This is a genomic window from Saccharothrix sp. CCNWYY140, from assembly GCF_037401995.1.
Classification (GTDB): domain Bacteria; phylum Actinomycetota; class Actinomycetes; order Mycobacteriales; family Pseudonocardiaceae; genus Actinosynnema.
In genome coordinates this window covers 26,657-41,263 of the sequence record NZ_JBBEGC010000023.1, presented here as the reverse complement: position 1 = coordinate 41,263, position 14,607 = coordinate 26,657, and the positions used below count along the sequence as shown (strand labels likewise).

At 68.6% G+C, this 14,607-nt stretch carries 17 protein-coding genes; 2 read left to right on the top strand and 15 right to left on the bottom strand.

The features are described 5' to 3' along the window. Positions 1–51 precede the first annotated feature (51 nt). From rplQ to WBN91_RS14020, 13 genes are all read right to left on the bottom strand, one after another. Positions 52–627 (bottom strand): 50S ribosomal protein L17, encoded by a 576-nt coding sequence (gene rplQ / locus WBN91_RS14080; protein ID WP_337728407.1) that lies wholly within the window; start codon positions 625–627, stop codon positions 52–54. A 58-nt stretch (positions 628–685) separates the two neighbouring features. Then, the gene (locus WBN91_RS14075; protein ID WP_337728406.1) at positions 686–1,741 is read right to left on the bottom strand and encodes a DNA-directed RNA polymerase subunit alpha; all 1,056 of its coding nucleotides are present in this window, start codon (positions 1,739–1,741) and stop codon (positions 686–688) included. A 148-nt stretch (positions 1,742–1,889) separates the two neighbouring features. Then, positions 1,890–2,495 carry a 30S ribosomal protein S4 gene (gene rpsD / locus WBN91_RS14070; RefSeq protein WP_337728405.1) on the bottom strand — a complete coding sequence of 202 codons (606 nt, stop codon included), beginning with the start codon at positions 2,493–2,495 and terminating at the stop codon, positions 1,890–1,892. Between the two features lie 23 nt (positions 2,496–2,518). Then, on the bottom strand, positions 2,519–2,926 hold the full coding sequence (gene rpsK, locus WBN91_RS14065) for a 30S ribosomal protein S11 (protein ID WP_015105236.1): 408 nt from the start codon (positions 2,924–2,926) through the stop codon (positions 2,519–2,521). Positions 2,927–2,959: 33 nt separating this feature from the next. Continuing rightward, entirely contained in the window at positions 2,960–3,340 is a 381-nt protein-coding gene (gene rpsM / locus WBN91_RS14060; RefSeq protein WP_121224935.1) for a 30S ribosomal protein S13, read from the bottom strand. Positions 3,341–3,554: 214 nt separating this feature from the next. Continuing rightward, positions 3,555–3,668, bottom strand: a complete 114-nt coding sequence (rpmJ, locus tag WBN91_RS14055) for a 50S ribosomal protein L36 (protein WP_010148647.1) — start codon at positions 3,666–3,668, stop codon at positions 3,555–3,557. Positions 3,669–3,729: 61 nt separating this feature from the next. Then, positions 3,730–3,951 carry a translation initiation factor IF-1 gene (gene infA / locus WBN91_RS14050; RefSeq protein WP_005166804.1) on the bottom strand — a complete coding sequence of 74 codons (222 nt, stop codon included), beginning with the start codon at positions 3,949–3,951 and terminating at the stop codon, positions 3,730–3,732. Positions 3,952–4,150: 199 nt separating this feature from the next. Next, positions 4,151–4,594, bottom strand: coding sequence for a DUF1707 SHOCT-like domain-containing protein (locus tag WBN91_RS14045; protein ID WP_337728404.1), 444 nt, complete (start codon positions 4,592–4,594; stop codon positions 4,151–4,153). Between the two features lie 134 nt (positions 4,595–4,728). Beyond that, positions 4,729–5,499, bottom strand: coding sequence for a type I methionyl aminopeptidase (gene map / locus WBN91_RS14040; protein WP_337728403.1), 771 nt, complete (start codon positions 5,497–5,499; stop codon positions 4,729–4,731). A 47-nt stretch (positions 5,500–5,546) separates the two neighbouring features. Next, positions 5,547–6,107: an adenylate kinase gene (locus WBN91_RS14035; protein ID WP_337728402.1), complete on the bottom strand. Its 561-nt coding sequence runs from the start codon at positions 6,105–6,107 to the stop codon at positions 5,547–5,549. Continuing rightward, positions 6,107–7,417: a preprotein translocase subunit SecY gene (gene secY / locus WBN91_RS14030; RefSeq protein ID WP_337728401.1), complete on the bottom strand. Its 1,311-nt coding sequence runs from the start codon at positions 7,415–7,417 to the stop codon at positions 6,107–6,109. Before secY ends, WBN91_RS14035 begins: the two co-directional genes overlap by 1 nt. Before the next feature lie 270 nt (positions 7,418–7,687). Next, positions 7,688–8,311 (bottom strand): LysE family translocator, encoded by a 624-nt coding sequence (locus WBN91_RS14025; RefSeq protein ID WP_337728400.1) that lies wholly within the window; start codon positions 8,309–8,311, stop codon positions 7,688–7,690. Positions 8,312–8,986: 675 nt separating this feature from the next. Continuing rightward, entirely contained in the window at positions 8,987–9,532 is a 546-nt protein-coding gene (locus WBN91_RS14020; protein ID WP_337725583.1) for a MarR family winged helix-turn-helix transcriptional regulator, read from the bottom strand. A 39-nt stretch (positions 9,533–9,571) separates the two neighbouring features. On the opposite strand from WBN91_RS14020, the gene WBN91_RS14015 reads away from it, so the two are divergent. After that, the gene (locus WBN91_RS14015) at positions 9,572–10,519 is read left to right on the top strand and encodes a DMT family transporter (protein ID WP_337725584.1); all 948 of its coding nucleotides are present in this window, start codon (positions 9,572–9,574) and stop codon (positions 10,517–10,519) included. A 9-nt stretch (positions 10,520–10,528) separates the two neighbouring features. Further along, a complete protein-coding gene (locus WBN91_RS14010; RefSeq protein WP_337725585.1) occupies positions 10,529–11,080 on the top strand; it encodes a carboxymuconolactone decarboxylase family protein in 552 nt (183 codons plus the stop codon). A gap of 96 nt (positions 11,081–11,176) precedes the next feature. On the opposite strand, the gene WBN91_RS14005 is transcribed toward WBN91_RS14010, so the two are convergent. Both WBN91_RS14005 and WBN91_RS14000 read right to left on the bottom strand, forming a co-directional pair. Next, on the bottom strand, positions 11,177–13,711 hold the full coding sequence (locus tag WBN91_RS14005; protein WP_337725586.1) for a phosphocholine-specific phospholipase C: 2,535 nt from the start codon (positions 13,709–13,711) through the stop codon (positions 11,177–11,179). Positions 13,712–13,915: 204 nt separating this feature from the next. Beyond that, on the bottom strand, positions 13,916–14,599 hold the full coding sequence (locus tag WBN91_RS14000; RefSeq protein ID WP_337725587.1) for a GNAT family N-acetyltransferase: 684 nt from the start codon (positions 14,597–14,599) through the stop codon (positions 13,916–13,918). Positions 14,600–14,607 lie beyond the last annotated feature (8 nt).

The following is a 14,607-nucleotide window of genomic DNA, read 5'->3' as shown; positions in this document are numbered from 1 at the left end:
CGAGCCCGTCGCCCCGCGAGGGGACGACGGGCTCGTCGGCGGTCGGGTCCGTCAGGACTCGTCCTTCTTGTCCTCAGCCTTCGGAGCGGCCTCGTCGGCGCCCTCGGCGGGCTCCTCCGCGGCGTCCTTGGTGGCCGACTCGGGCGCGTCGGCGTCCTGGTCGGCGACGGCCTCGGTCTCCTCGACCTCGGTCGCCGGGGTCTCGGCCTTCTTGGCCTCGTCCTTGGCGAACTTGGTCTTCCGGGCCCGCTCGGCCTCGGAGGTGACCGTCTTCTCCGGCACCAGCTCGATCACGGCCATCGGGGCGTTGTCACCCTTGCGCGGCAGCGTCTTGGTGATGCGGGTGTAGCCGCCCGCGCGGTCGGCGAACTGCGGGCCGATCTCCGCGAACAGCTTGTGGACGACGTCCTTGTCGCGGATGACCTTGAGGATCTCGCGACGGTTGTGCAGGTCGCCGACCTTGGCCTTGGTGATCAGCTTCTCGGCGTACGGGCGCAGCCGCTTCGCCTTGGCCTCCGTGGTCGTGATCCGACCGTGGGTGAACAGCGACGTGGCCAGGTTGGCCAGCATGAGCCGCTCGTGGGCCGGCGAGCCCCCGAGACGGGGTCCCTTGGTGGGGGTGGGCATCGAATTGCTCCTCGGATTTCTTTCTGATCCTCTGCTCCGGCCCGGCCGCTAAGCGGCCTCAGAGCTGCTCGGTCTCCGCGTAGTCGTGGCCGTCGTCGTGGTTGTCCACGGACGAGTCCGCGGCACCCCAACCCTCGGCGGGGTAGTCGGACGCGGCGGCCGACGGGTCGAACCCGGGCGGGCTGTCCTTCAGCGCGAGGCCGAGGCCGACGAGCTTCATCTTGACCTCGTCGATCGACTTCGCACCGAAGTTGCGGATGTCCAGCAGGTCCGCCTCGCTGCGCGAGACCAGCTCGCCCACCGTGTGGATGCCCTCGCGCTTGAGGCAGTTGTAGGACCGGACGGTGAGGTCCAGGTCCTCGATCGGCATCGCGAACGCCGCGATGGTGTCCGCCTCCGCGGGAGACGGTCCGATCTCGATGCCCTCGGCGTCGACGTTCAGCTCACGCGCCAGACCGAACAGCTCCACCAGGGTCTTGCCCGCCGACGCGACGGCGTCGCGCGGCGTGATGGAGGGCTTGGTCTCGACGTCGAGGATCAGCTTGTCGAAGTCGGTCCGCTGCTCGACACGGGTGGCCTCGACCTTGTAGGTCACCTTCATGACGGGCGAGTAGATCGAGTCGACCGGGATGCGGCCGATCTCGGCACCGGCCTGCTTGTTCTGGACGGCGGGGACGTAGCCGCGACCGCGCTCGACGACGAGCTCGATCTCCAGCTTGCCCTTGCCGTTCAGGGTGGCGATGTGCAGGTCGGGGTTGTGCACGGTCACACCGGCCGGGGGCACGATGTCACCGGCGGTCACCGCGCCCGGCCCCTGCTTGCGCAGGTACATGGTCACCGGCTCGTCCTCCTCGGAGCTGACGACCAGCTCCTTGAGGTTGAGGATGATGTCGGTGACGTCCTCCTTCACACCGGGCACGGTCGTGAACTCGTGCAGCACGCCGTCGATGCGGATGCTGGTCACGGCGGCGCCGGGGATGGAGGACAGCAGGGTGCGGCGGATGCTGTTGCCGAGGGTGTAGCCGAAGCCCGGCTCCAGCGGCTCGATGACGAACCGGGAGCGGGTCTCGTTGACCGCTTCCTCGCTGAGCGAGGGGCGCTGGGAAATCAGCACTGGGTTCTTCCTTTCTCAACCCGACGCCCGCCATATGACGCCGGGAACGCCAGTCGCGGAGACCGGCAAACGCGTTCGGCACACCATTCCGTGCCGTCGCGGGACCCGATCGGAGGGCGGACCGGTGAGGGACCGCCCTCCGAGAGGATCACTTCGAGTAAAGCTCGACGATGAGCTGTTCGGTCACCGGCGTGTCGATCTGCGCCCGCTCCGGCAGCTGGTGGACCAGGATGCGCAGGTTGGACGGCACGACCTGGAGCCAAGCCGGGATCGGGCGGTCACCGAAGGACGCGCGAGCCGCCTCGAAGGGCAGCAGCGGGAGCGACTTCGGCTTCACGTCGATGATGTCGAACTTCGACACCCGGAAGCTCGGGATGTTGACCTTCTGGCCGTTCACGATGAAGTGACCGTGGCTGACCAGCTGGCGAGCCTGGCGACGGGTGCGCGCGAGGCCCGCGCGGTACACCACGTTGTCCAGACGGGACTCCAGGATCTGGAGCAGGTTCTCACCGGTCTTGCCGGTGCGGCGGACCGCTTCCTCGTAGTAGCGGCGGAACTGCTTCTCCAGCACGCCGTACGTGTAGCGGGCCTTCTGCTTCTCCTGGAGCTGGAGCAGGTACTCCGACTCCTTGATGCGACCGCGGCCGTGCTGGCCGGGCGGGTAGGGACGGCGCTCGAACGCCTGGTCCCCGCCGACGAGGTCGACCTTGAGCCGGCGCGAGATGCGGGTGGCCGGTCCGGTGTAGCGAGCCATGTGTGCTTACTCCTCCCCGTGCCTCAGACCCGGCGCCGCTTGGGCGGGCGGCAGCCGTTGTGGGGCTGCGGGGTCACGTCCTGGATGGTGCCGACCTCGAGACCGGCGGCCTGGAGGGAACGGATCGCGGTCTCGCGGCCGGAGCCGGGACCCTTCACGAACACGTCCACCTTGCGCATGCCGTGCTCGGCGGCCTTGCGGGCGGCGTTCTCGGCGGCCATCTGCGCCGCGAACGGCGTCGACTTCCGCGAGCCCTTGAAGCCCACGTGGCCGGCGGACGCCCAGCTGATCACGTTGCCCAGCGGGTCCGTGATGGACACGATGGTGTTGTTGAACGTGCTCTTGATGTGCGCCTGGCCGTGCGAGACGTTCTTCTTTTCCTTGCGCCGGACCTTCTTGACCCCGGCGCCCGTGCGGGACTTGGGTGGCATATCTGGGTGATCTCCTACTTGGTTCGCGAGGTCTTACTTCTTGCCGGCCTTCTTCTTGCCCGCAACGGTCTTCTTCGGACCCTTACGAGTACGCGCGTTCGTCTTGGTGCGCTGCCCGCGGACGGGCAGGTTGCGACGGTGGCGCAGCCCCTCGTAGCAGCCGATTTCCATCTTGCGGCGGATGTCGGCCTGAACCTCGCGGCGGAGGTCACCCTCGACCTTGAAGTTGTTCTCGATGTAGTCCCGCAACTTGGCGAGGTCGTCGTCGCTGAGGTCCTTGACCCGCAGGTCCGGGGAGATCTCAGTGGCGGTCAGCAGCTCCTTGGAGCGCGTGCGACCGATGCCGAAGATGTAGGTGAGCGCGATCTCCATCCGCTTCTCGCGGGGGAGGTCGACGCCAGCGAGTCGTGCCATGCGGCAGTTGCTCCTGTCGTGTCTCTCCAGGTCTGCTCCCCGTCCGCTCCCGGGACTGACTCGCTGTTGTCAGTTCCGACCGCTCTCGCGGTCGGTGTCCCGGCCCCGGCCTGGAGTCCGGGGGTGTGCTCCTCGGTGGTGCTTGGTCGAGGAGCAGGTGCGGGGAGGCTTGCTGTTGTCTGCGTCGGTGAGGACGCTGCGACGACGGCTCTGCTCAGCCCTGGCGCTGCTTGTGGCGCAGGTTCTCGCAGATCACCATGACCCGACCGTGGCGGCGGATCACCTTGCACTTGTCGCAGATCTTCTTGACGCTCGGCTGGACCTTCACGCCTGAGCTCTCCTGCTGGTAGCCCCGGTGCACCGGTCGCCCGGTGTCACCGTGGAGGTCACTACTTGTAGCGGTAGACGATGCGCCCGCGGGACAGGTCGTAGGGCGAGAGCTCCACGACAACCCGGTCCTCAGGGAGGATGCGGATGTAGTGCTGACGCATCTTGCCGCTGATGTGTGCCAGGACCTTGTGCCCGTTCTCCAACTCGACGCGGAACATCGCGTTGGGGAGCGGTTCGACTACGCGGCCCTCGACCTCAATGGCCCCGTCCTTCTTGCCCATGTCCTCCGCGTTTCGTGACGGTGGTTAGCTTCCACTTGGGTGCGGGCACGCGGAACCCCGACTCCTTCAGGCCCTTGCGAACCTGCCAGCCAGCGGTAAGGTGCGTCACAGGCATGGCGGAACCGGCGCTACGTGTGCGCCACCCGTCCATAGTACGCGCGTTCGCGGGTATGCCCAAATCGGGGGTGCGCCGGGTGTGCTAGGGCCGCTTCGGCTCGCGCCCGACCAGCAGCCAGACGACGCCGAGGACCGATCCCCAGGGCAGCGCCACCCACAGGAACCAGGGGTGCGCGATGCCCTCGTCACCCAGGATGCTCACCAGCAGCCAGAGGGCGAAGTTGAGGGCGCTGACACTGGCCCAGATGGTGGTGAGCACCCGCAGGGCGGTCCGCCCGCCGCCCTTCTTGGGCTTCATCGGGGCCACCGGGTGCGGCACCGGGGGCGCCGGGTGGACCTGGGGCAGGTCGGCGGTCAGGGCGGCCAGCTCACCGCGGGTCTTGGCCTGCCAGACCGCGAGGACCCGCTGGTCGAACTCGGTCAGGTCCAGGCTGCCCTCGGCTTGGGCCCGGTGGAGCAGCTGCTGGACGACTTCACGCTCGGCATCGGACGCCCGCATGTCCTCGGGCCGCACGGGGTGGCTCACGGGTCCCATCGTGGCGGGCGCCGACCCGGGCAGAAAGGGGGCTAACCCCCGTATCCGGGTCGGGTGCGCCTCAGCCCGGATTGTCGGTGGTCCGTGGGATCATGGAACCGGGGGCCGGAGGCCGGCCCCTCGGCTCAGTCCAGCGCGGTCAGCACCCAGGGGCCGTCGTCGGTGATGGCCACCGAGTGCTCCCAGTGCGCGGCGCGCGAGCCGTCCGTGGTGACCACGGTCCAGCCGTCGTCCAGCTCCGCGGTCCGCTCGCTGCCCAGGGTCAGCATCGGCTCGATCGCGATGGCCATGCCGACCTTGAGCCGCGGACCCTTGCCCGGCTTGCCGTAGTTCGGCAGGAACGGGTCCATGTGCATCCGCGTGCCGATGCCGTGGCCGCCGTAGCCCTCGACGATGCCGTACTCGATGCCGTCCCGCTCGCCGGCCAGCAGCGTGGCCGACTCGATCGCGAAGGAGATGTCGCTCAGCCGACCGCCCGGGACGGCGGCCTCGATGCCCGCGAGCATCGACGCGCGGGTCGCCTCGGACAGCTTCAGCTCCGCCTCGGTCACCGTGCCGACCGGCACGGTCACGGCCGAGTCGCCGTGCCAGCCGTCGAGGATGGCGCCGCAGTCGATGGAGACGAGGTCGCCCTCGGCCAGGACCTGCGTCTTGCTGGGGATGCCGTGGACCACCTGGTCGTTCACCGACGAGCAGATGCTCGCCGGGAACCCGTGGTAGCCCTTGAAGCTGGGGATCGCGCCGGCGTCGCGGATGGTCTGCTCCGCCAGCTCGTCCAGCTCGGCCGTGCTCACGCCGACCTTGGCGTGCTCGGTGAGCAGCGCCAGGGTGCGCGCCACGACCAGGCCGGCGGCCCGCATGGCCTCCAGCTGGCCGCGGCTCTTGATCTCGATCATGCGGTCACCCGGGACGATCCTGCGCAGCGCATCGAGCAGGCCACCGGTCACCGGTCGCCGCGCGCGGCGCGCAGCGCGGCGAGCGCCCGCTCGCTGATCTCCTCGACGTCGCCCACGGCGTCGATGGTGACGACGATGGCGGCGTAGTGGTCGAGCAGCGGCGCGGTCTCGTTGCGGTAGACCTGCTGGCGGTGGCGGATGACCTCTTCCTTGTCGTCCGCCCGACCGCGGGCGAGCAGGCGCTCCACCACGACGTCCTCGTCGATCCGGAACTCCAGCACGGCGTCCAGCCGGTGCCCGTCCGCGGCGAGGATCTCGCCGAGCACGGCCGCCTGGGCGACGTTGCGGGGGAACCCGTCGAGCAGGAAGCCGTCCTTGGCGTCCTCCTGCGACAGGCGCTCCCGCACCATCTCGTTGGTCACCGCGTCGGGCACGAGCTCGCCGGAGTCCAGGTACTCCTGGACCTCCTTGCCGAGGTCGGTCTGCTGGCTGATGTGCGCGCGGAAGAGGTCCCCGGTGGAGATGTGCGGCACGCCGAGCTTGGTCTTGAGCAGTTCGGCCTGAGTGCCCTTGCCCGCTCCGGGCGGGCCGACGAGAACGAGTCGCACTAGCGGAGGAACCCTTCGTAGTTGCGCTGCATCAGCTGGCTCTCGATCTGCTTCACCGTGTCGAGGCCGACGCCGACCATGATCAGCACCGCCGTGCCGCCGAACGGGAAGTTCTGGTTCTGGCCCTGACCGGTCAGGTCGAGGAACAGGTTCGGCAGGATGGCGACGATGCCCAGGTACAGCGAGCCGGGCAGCGTGATCCGCCCCAGGACGAAGCGGAGGTACTCGGCGGTGGGGCGCCCGGGGCGGATACCCGGGATGAACCCACCGAACTTCTTCATCTCGTCCGCACGCTCGTCCGGGTTGAACGTGATGCCGACGTAGAAGTAGGTGAAGAAGACGATCAGGAGGAAGTACAGCGCGATGTGCACCGGGCTGGACTGGCTCACCAGGTGGGTCTGGACGAACGTCTCCCACCAGCCCGGCGCGGACCCGTCGGTCGAGGCGGTCAGCCGCGAGATCAGGTCCGGCAGGTACAGCAGCGACGAGGCGAAGATGACCGGGATGACACCCGCCTGGTTGACCTTCAGCGGCAGGTAGGTCGAGGTGCCGCCGTACATGCGGCGACCGATCATGCGCTTCGCGTACTGGACCGGGATGCGGCGCTGCGCCTGCTCCACGTAGATGACGCTGGCGATGATCAGCAGGGCCGCGACGCAGACCAGGAAGAAGGTCAGGCCGCCGCGGTCGAGGATGATCTTGCCCTCGACCGGGATGCGGGCCGCGATGCCGGTGAAGATCAGCAACGACATGCCGTTGCCGATGCCCTTCTCCGTGATGATCTCGCCGAGCCACATGATCACGCTGGTGCCCGCGGTCATGGCGACCACGATGACGACGAGGTTCCAGACGCTCTGGTCGGGGATGACGTCGTACTCGCAGCCCTGGAACAGCTGGCCGCGCACGGCGAGCGCGATGATGCCGGTCGACTGGAGCACCGCGAGGGCGATGGTCAGGTAGCGGGTGTACTGGGTCAGCTTGCCCTGACCCGCCTGCCCTTCCTTCTTCAGCTGCTCGAACCGCGGGATGACCACGGTCAGCAGCTGGATGATGATGCTCGCGGTGATGTAGGGCATGATGCCCAGCGCGAAGATCGACAGGTTCAGCAGCGCGCCGCCGCTGAACAGGTTGATCAGCGAGTAGATCCCCTGCTGGTCGACCTGCTCGACGCAGAGTTTCACGTTCTTGAAGGAGACGCCCGGCGCGGGCATGGTCGCGCCCAACCGGTACACCACGACGATCCCCAGTGTGAAGAGGATCTTCTTGCGTAGGTCCGGCGTCGCGAGAGCCGAGCGGAATGCGCCGAGCACGCGAACCTCCATCAGCGTTGCCGCCCCGCCTGGGTCGGCATCCTGCGGTACCGGCTGTGTTGCCGGCACAGTCTTGCGGTGGTGGCGGACGCGACGGGTAGCCGCGACCGACCCGGAGGACATCCGGGTTCAGCCCGCGACTTTAACAGCCGCGAAGCGGGTAGCCGTAGCCAGCTGTCCTTCACACTTCGTACCGGATGGACGCCGGTCGTTCGCAAGCCGCCGAATGGATCAAGTTGTGACCTGTCCCACCCGGTGGACGCTGGGGCTTCAGCGCGTGGCGCTGCCGGCCAGGACTCCGGCCATGCCGAGCAGGAGCGTGCCGGTCCCCTGGTCCAGCCGGCGCTGGGCGCGGGCCGACAGGTCGGCCTTGCGGATGATCGCCCCGACGGTGACGTAACCCGTCCCTGCCAGCACTTCCGCCGCGAGGTAGACCGCGCCCAGAACGGCGAGCTGCGCCTGCACTGGTCCGCGGGCGGGGTCGACGAACTGCGGCACGAAGGCGGTGAAGATCAGCAGCGCCTTGGGGTTGGAGATCGCGACCAGGAACTCCTTGCGCAGCGGATTGCTCTTCCTGGGCGCACTTTCGGGTGCACTTCCGGGGCCTGAGGTGGCCTGTGATGGTGTGAAGAAGATGCGCGCGGCGAGGTAGACCAGATAGGCGACGCCCAGCCACTTGATGATGGTGAGCGCGGTCGTGGAGGCGGCGAGGACGGGGCCGAGTCCGGCGATCACGGCGATGATCATGAGGCTGAACGCGAGCAGCCGTCCGACCAGCGCTGTTGCTGCTTTGACGGGGCCGTGGTGGACGGCGTGGTGCATGCCGAGCAGGTTGTTGGCTCCCGGCGTCAACGCCACGAGCACGGCCGCTCCGAAGAAGACCACAAGCCACATGCGGTCACGCTAACCCGAGGCACCACCGGTTTTTCCGCCCAACGCGAACACCGTCTCACCGGGTCCTGCTTGGCGGCAGTCCGGGCGGCCGAACGCGCACAAACGCGGCAAACGCGGCAGGCCTGCCGAGCCTTGCCAGCCTCGCGCTGCCAGCCCTGCCACCCCTGCCGACCCTCCCAGGTCCGGCAGCCCCACCAGTCCGGCGGCCCCACCAGGCCCGCCACAGCGCCGCCAGGCCCGCCACAGCACATCAGCGTCCGGCAAGGCCCGCCAAGGCAGGAGTGCGGCACACTCGCCGCTCTTCCGGGTGCGCTCGGCACTTCCGACCCTGGGATCGAGTCGCGCTTGTGATCGCCGCGCAGCGGCGGCCTGCGCGCGCAGCGCGCTGTTCGCGCGCGGAGCGCGCGGTAGGTGTTACCTACAAGTGGAGGGCCTCGGTTCCCCCACCGTATGGCCCGCCCGAAGGGCTACCACAGATTTCCCCAGGTGCAGCCGAAATTTTTGTGAGGAACGAGCAAAAATTTTAGCGGCACCTGGGGAAATCTGTGGTTGGCTTTGCCGGGTCATGCGGTGGGGGAACCGACGCCCTTCACCCCCCATCGGTGGTTCGCCCGCCGGCAGGCGCTTGAGAGCGCGAAGCGCGTTCATCTTGAGAGCGCGCAGCGCGTCCAAAGATCAGCTCTCGAAGTGGCGCAGCCACTCACCCAGAATCCGCTCCAACACCACAGCATCCCCAGCATCAACCAGATCCAACAACCGCCGCTCATTGGCCATGTGCTCAGCAAAGGCCCGATCAATCACCCGCAACCCCGCCTCAGTCAACGCCACAACCCGCCGCCGCCCATCACCCCCCTCCACTCGCCGAGCAACCAACCCATCCCGCTCCAACCGATCAATCCGCTTGGTGATCGCCCCAGTCGTCACCATCGTGTGCTGCGCCAACTCCCCCGGCGCACGCTCATAAGGCGCACCAGCCCGACGCAAAGCCGCCAACACGTCGAACTCGCCCTCCCCCAGCCCATGCCTCCGATACACCACCGCCAACTGCTCGGTCAGCACAGCAGCCAGCCGGTGCAACCGCCCGATCACAGCCTGCGGCGAAACATCGACATCAGGCCGTTCCCGCGCCCACTCCGCCTGAATCCGCGCCACACGGTCGGTGGTCAACCCACCCACCCCACTGTCCCCACCCACCCCACTCACTCCGGCCTGATCGATCACCGCACCACCATACCTTCCACGGAAGCTATATTACCTTCCGTGGAAGCTACCTCGCGGTGGACCCTGATCACCGCCACCGCCCCGATCGCCTGGGGCTCGACCTACTACGTCACCCACCACTTCCTCCCCGCCGACCACCCACTCTGGGGCTCAGCCCTCCGCGCCCTACCAGCCGGATTGCTCCTGCTCGCCCTCCGACGCGAACTCCCCCGACGCGACTGGTGGTGGCGCTCCCTCGTGCTCGGCACCCTCAACATGGGCGCGTTCTTCGCCCTCGTCTACGTCTCCGCCCAACTCCTGCCGACGAGCCTCGCCTCCACCGTCATGGCACTGTCCCCGGCCGCGATGATGGCCGTCGCCTGGCTGGTCCTCACCGAACGCCCGCACGTCCTCGCCATCGCCGGCGCGGTGGTCGGGATCGGCGGTGTCGTAACGATGTTCGCCGCCGGCATCAACTCCTTCGACCCACTCGGACTCGCCGCCGCCACCGCCGCGATGCTGATGTCCGCCTCCGGCCACATCCTCACCAAGAAGTGGGCCACCACCACCAACACGCTCTCCGTCACCTCCTGGCAACTGATCGCCGGCGGCCTCGTCCTCGTCATCGCCGCCCTCACGATCGAAGGCGCTCCCCCACCGATCACCCCGACCAACACCGCCGCGTTCACCTACGTAGCCGTCATAGCCACCGCGGTCGCGTTCGCCGCATGGTTCACCGGCCTCCGCCACCTCGACGCCGGCGCGGTAGGCCTGATCGGACTGCTCAACCCGGTCACCGGCGTCCTGCTAGGCACAGCCGTCGCCGGCGAAACCCTGACCACCCACCAACTCCTCGGCCTGGCCCTCGTCCTCACCGGAGTACTGCTAGGCCAACCCACCATCCGCCTCGCCTGGCCCACAACCCGCCTCAGGCAACTCACAGCCCGCCTAAGGCAACTCACCAATCAACACCAGGAGCACCCGCTACACCCCACAAAGACCGACTAGCGTATGCACATGGCACACATCGACCTGGGCGTCGACGAAACCCTGTTACCCGGCATCACCGGCCCCCTGCACTTCCGCCCGGAAACCGCCGCACCGCTCAACCAACTGGCCGACGTGCTCCTACGCGGCCCAAGCACCCTGTCCAGAGGGGAACGTGAGCTGATCGCGGCTCACGTGTCGGGCCTCAACGAATGCACCTTCTGCCACAACTCGCACGCGGCCTTCGCCGCAGCGCAGCTGGAGGAGGGCATGACGGTCGTGACCCAGGTCCGCACCGACCTGGCCACCGCCGCCATCTCACCCAAGCTGCGCGCACTGCTCCAGATCGCCGGCGCGGTCCAGAAGTCCGGCCGTGAGGTCACGCCGGCCCTGATCGAGGCCGCCCGGGCCGAGGGCGCGACGGACGTGGAGATCCACGACACCGTCCTCATCGCGGCGGCGTTCTGCATGTACAACCGTTACGTCGACGGCCTGGGCACCCTCGCACCCGAGGACCCGGCGGCCTACGAGGCCTCCGCCCACCACATCGTCGAACACGGCTACTCGGTCCCCCGCGGCTGACCCCCGAGGCTGACCCCCGAGGCTGACCCCCGCGGCTGACCCCCGCGGCTGACCCCCGCCGGCCGTGGCCAACCCCCGCCACGGCCGGCGAAGTGGTCACCAGCCCAGCGGAACCACCTCAGCCGCCGAAGTCCACGGCCCACGCCCACCAGCCTCAGTCAACGCGCGCAACCGCACATACCGCGCCTGCACAGGCCACAACCGCACAGTCTTGGCCACAGCATCATCGGCGAACGTCCCCACCGCCACCGCACTCCCCCAAGCCACACCATCCCCACTCACATACACCTCGTACCGCCCGATCCGCCCATTCACCCCACCGTCCTGCCGCGGCAGATAGGTCACCCCAGTAACCGTCCGCACCCCACCCAGGTCCAGCTGGATCTCATGCGGCAACGCATCAGACCCACCAGACCACTTGGTGTGCCAGTACGTACCCGCCTTGCCATCCACGGCATTGACCCCGGCACCGTTCTCCCCCGAAGTCTCCTGACTATCCACGTACTTCACCGTCCGAGGCAACGGACTGGACCCCATCACCGGATCCGTCGTGCTCTCGACGCCAGTCTCCACATGCCCCGCGAACCGCCGAACAAACCCATCCGGCCCAGCCACAACCAGGTCGTACCACCCGTTCATGCCACCACCCACGGAGAACCAGTCCTCCTTGGTGACCCCAGGATCCAAGGTGTAGCTCCACGGCCCACCACCCCGGTTACCCGACGTCACGGTCAACGTGCACGCCTTACCACCAGAGTTGGTCACAACCAGCCACACCTGACCACCGTCCTCACGCAACACCACCTCGGGATTGGCGTTGCCGGAGGTGGTCGCGACAACCCGGTTCCCGGCGAACCGACGCAGGAACCCATTGGGCCCCACCACATTCAGGTCGTACGCACCGGTCGGCGTACCAGCCTGCCAGTAGTCGGACAGCGTCTTGCCCGCCTCGACGGTGTACCGCCACGGACCATCCGTCCGATAAGCGTTGGCGTAGACATAAAAATGCGCGCCCGCAGTGCCAGTGTTGGCGAAGTCGATCCAGAACTTCTCCGCCGTCACCCGCCCGGACACCTTCAGCCGGTACGGCAACGGCCGGGCGGGCTTCACCCCGGGTTCCTGCACCGGCATGGTCTGCACGGCCGGCGGGGTCGGCGAGGTCGGGCGCGGGCCGTCGGTGGGCACCGGGGTGGGCAGCGGCGGGTAGGGCGCGGTGGCCGTGGTGGTGTCCAGGGCCGAGGTCAGGTCGCCGCACACCGCCCGCCGCCACGGCGAGATGTTCGGCTCGGCCACCCCCGTCCACTTCTCCAGCAGCCGCAGGACCGACGTGTGGTCGAACACCTCCGAGCACACCTTGCCGCCCCGGCTCCACGGCGAGACCACCAGCATCGGCACCCGCTGCCCCAGGCCGATCGGCGCGGACAGGTAGATCTCGTCGGACACGCCCACCGTGGACAGACCGTCCGAAGTGGACACCGGCGGCGCGGGCTGCGGGATGTGGTCGAAGAAGCCGTCGTTCTCGTCGTAGTTGAGCAGGAACACGGTCTTGTTCCACACCTCGGGCTTGGACGCCAGCGCGTCCAGCACCTGCTTGACCAGGTCCGCGCCGGTGTTGGGCCCCCAGTCGGGGTGCTCGCTCTGCGACTCCGGCGCAACCACCCACGACACCGCGGGCAGCCGGCCCGCGTCCACGTCCGCCTTGAACGTCGCCGCGAGCCGCCCCGGCCGCTGCCGCGCCAGGCCCCGGTCGTACAGGGACCGCTCGGCGGCGGTCAGGGTCGCCAGGCCCTGGTCCAGCTGGGCCAGCAGCTCGTTCTGCCGGGTGGTCGAGGCCGAGGACACGGCGTAGTAGAAGTACTCCAGCTTGGTGTACGGGTTGCCCGATGAGTCCTTGGTCTTGGCCAGCGCCTTGCGCCCCACCGCGAGGAAGGACGCGAAGTAGTCCAGCGAGTTGTCGCCGTAGTTGTCCCACTCCTGGTAGACCCGCCACGACTTGCCCGCCGCCTGGAGCCGCTCGGCGTAGCTGGTCCACGTGTAGCCGGTGTGGCCGGGGTTCTGCCAGCTGTCGTTGCCGATGGCGCGCTTGGTGGTGCTGCCCGGCTCGTAGCCGATGGTGCCGGAGAACAGGTAGAAGCGGTTGGGGTTGGTCGGTCCGGCCTCGGAGCAGTGGTAGTTGTCGCAGATGGTGAAGGCGTCGGCGAGGGCGTGGTAGAACGGCAGCGCGGCGCGGTCCAGGTAGGTCATGGTCCGCACCCCCTTCTGGGGGATCCACTGGTCGTGGCGGCCGTTGTTCCACGCGGCGTGGCCGTCCGACCAGCCGTGCGGGGTGCCGGACATGAACTCGTCGTCCACGCGGTAGGGCAGCACGTGCCCGGAGCCGTTGGGCTGGCGGAAGACCGGGTTGCCGTTGGGCAGCCGGATGGCGGTCGGGTCGTTGAACCCGCGCACGCCGCGCAGGGTGCCGAAGTAGTGGTCCAGGGACCGGTTCTCCTGCATGAAGACGACGACGTGGCCGATCGTCTCCAGGCCACCGGTCGGCGCTTCGAGGGCGAGGGCGCGGCGGAGGCTGTCGGGCAACAGGGCGAGCCCGGAGCCGGCAGCCGCCGCTTTGAGCAGGTCACGACGCTTCATGCACATCTCCTCGTCCAAGGCGCAGGGTGGCGGCGCGGGGCGATGCTGGATGCGCGAAGTTAAGCAGAAGTGACGATTAGCGAGCAATAGTGAACACGGAGGTGGCCATTACCGGTCACACTTCCACATTTCCACAGATCAGACGGCCTCCACCAACGCCCCACACCGCTCAAGCGAGACCCTCCACCAACGCCCACACACCGCTCAAGCGACCTCCGCCAGCGGCACCCGCACCGCCAGGAACCGCGTCCGCCGGCGCAGCCGGAACCCCATCGACAGGTAGACCCGGATCGCGTTGGCGTTGTCCCCGGCGGCGTGCATGATCGGCGTCTCGCCGCGCTCCCGGATGCCGTGCGCCACCGCCCGCACCAGCCGCGTGGCCAGCCCCCGACCGCGGAACCCCGCATCGGTGCAGACCGCGCTGATCTCGGTGTAACCGGGCGGGCGGAGGCGTTCGCCGGCCATCGCGACGAGCCGGCCCTCGTGGCGGATGCCCAGGTAGGTGCCCAGTTCGATGGTGCGCGGCCGGAACGGACCGGGCTTCGTGCGCTCGACCAGGTCCAGCATCTCCGGCACGTCCGCCGCCGTCAGCCGCACGGCCTCGGGGTCGTCCTCGGTGCGCACGCCGTCGTCCACCAGCTGCACGCCCTCGCCCTGGAAGGTGATCTCCCAGCCCGGCGGCGGGTCCAGCGGGCCGATCGCCACGACCTCGCCCGGCCCGGCCAGGTCGGCGACGTCGCGCCAGACCCGCTCGTCGGCGTCGGGCGGGAAGGCCAGGAAGGGCGCCACGTCGGGCTGGTAGCGCAGCACCCGGCCGTGGCGTTCGGCGAAGCGGGCGTGGGCGCCGTTGAGCGACTCCCACGCGGCGTGGTCCAGCGGTGACGACATCCCCAGCC

Bases quoted from the DNA above. Each gene is read 5' to 3' on its own strand.
- rplQ (WP_337728407.1), bottom strand. From the start codon at position 627: ATGCCCACCCCCACCAAGGGACCCCGTCTCGGGGGCTCGCCGGCCCAC.
- rpsD (WP_337728405.1), bottom strand. From the start codon at position 2,495: ATGGCTCGCTACACCGGACCGGCCACCCGCATCTCGCGCCGGCTCAAG.
- rpsK (WP_015105236.1), bottom strand. From the start codon at position 2,926: ATGCCACCCAAGTCCCGCACGGGCGCCGGGGTCAAGAAGGTCCGGCGC.
- rpsM (WP_121224935.1), bottom strand. From the start codon at position 3,340: ATGGCACGACTCGCTGGCGTCGACCTCCCCCGCGAGAAGCGGATGGAG.
- infA (WP_005166804.1), bottom strand. From the start codon at position 3,951: ATGGGCAAGAAGGACGGGGCCATTGAGGTCGAGGGCCGCGTAGTCGAA.
- map (WP_337728403.1), bottom strand. From the start codon at position 5,499: ATGATCGAGATCAAGAGCCGCGGCCAGCTGGAGGCCATGCGGGCCGCC.
- WBN91_RS14025 (WP_337728400.1), bottom strand. From the start codon at position 8,311: ATGTGGCTTGTGGTCTTCTTCGGAGCGGCCGTGCTCGTGGCGTTGACG.
- WBN91_RS14010 (WP_337725585.1), top strand. From the start codon at position 10,529: ATGGCACACATCGACCTGGGCGTCGACGAAACCCTGTTACCCGGCATC.
- WBN91_RS14005 (WP_337725586.1), bottom strand. From the start codon at position 13,711: ATGAAGCGTCGTGACCTGCTCAAAGCGGCGGCTGCCGGCTCCGGGCTC.
- WBN91_RS14000 (WP_337725587.1), bottom strand. From the start codon at position 14,599: ATGTCGTCACCGCTGGACCACGCCGCGTGGGAGTCGCTCAACGGCGCC.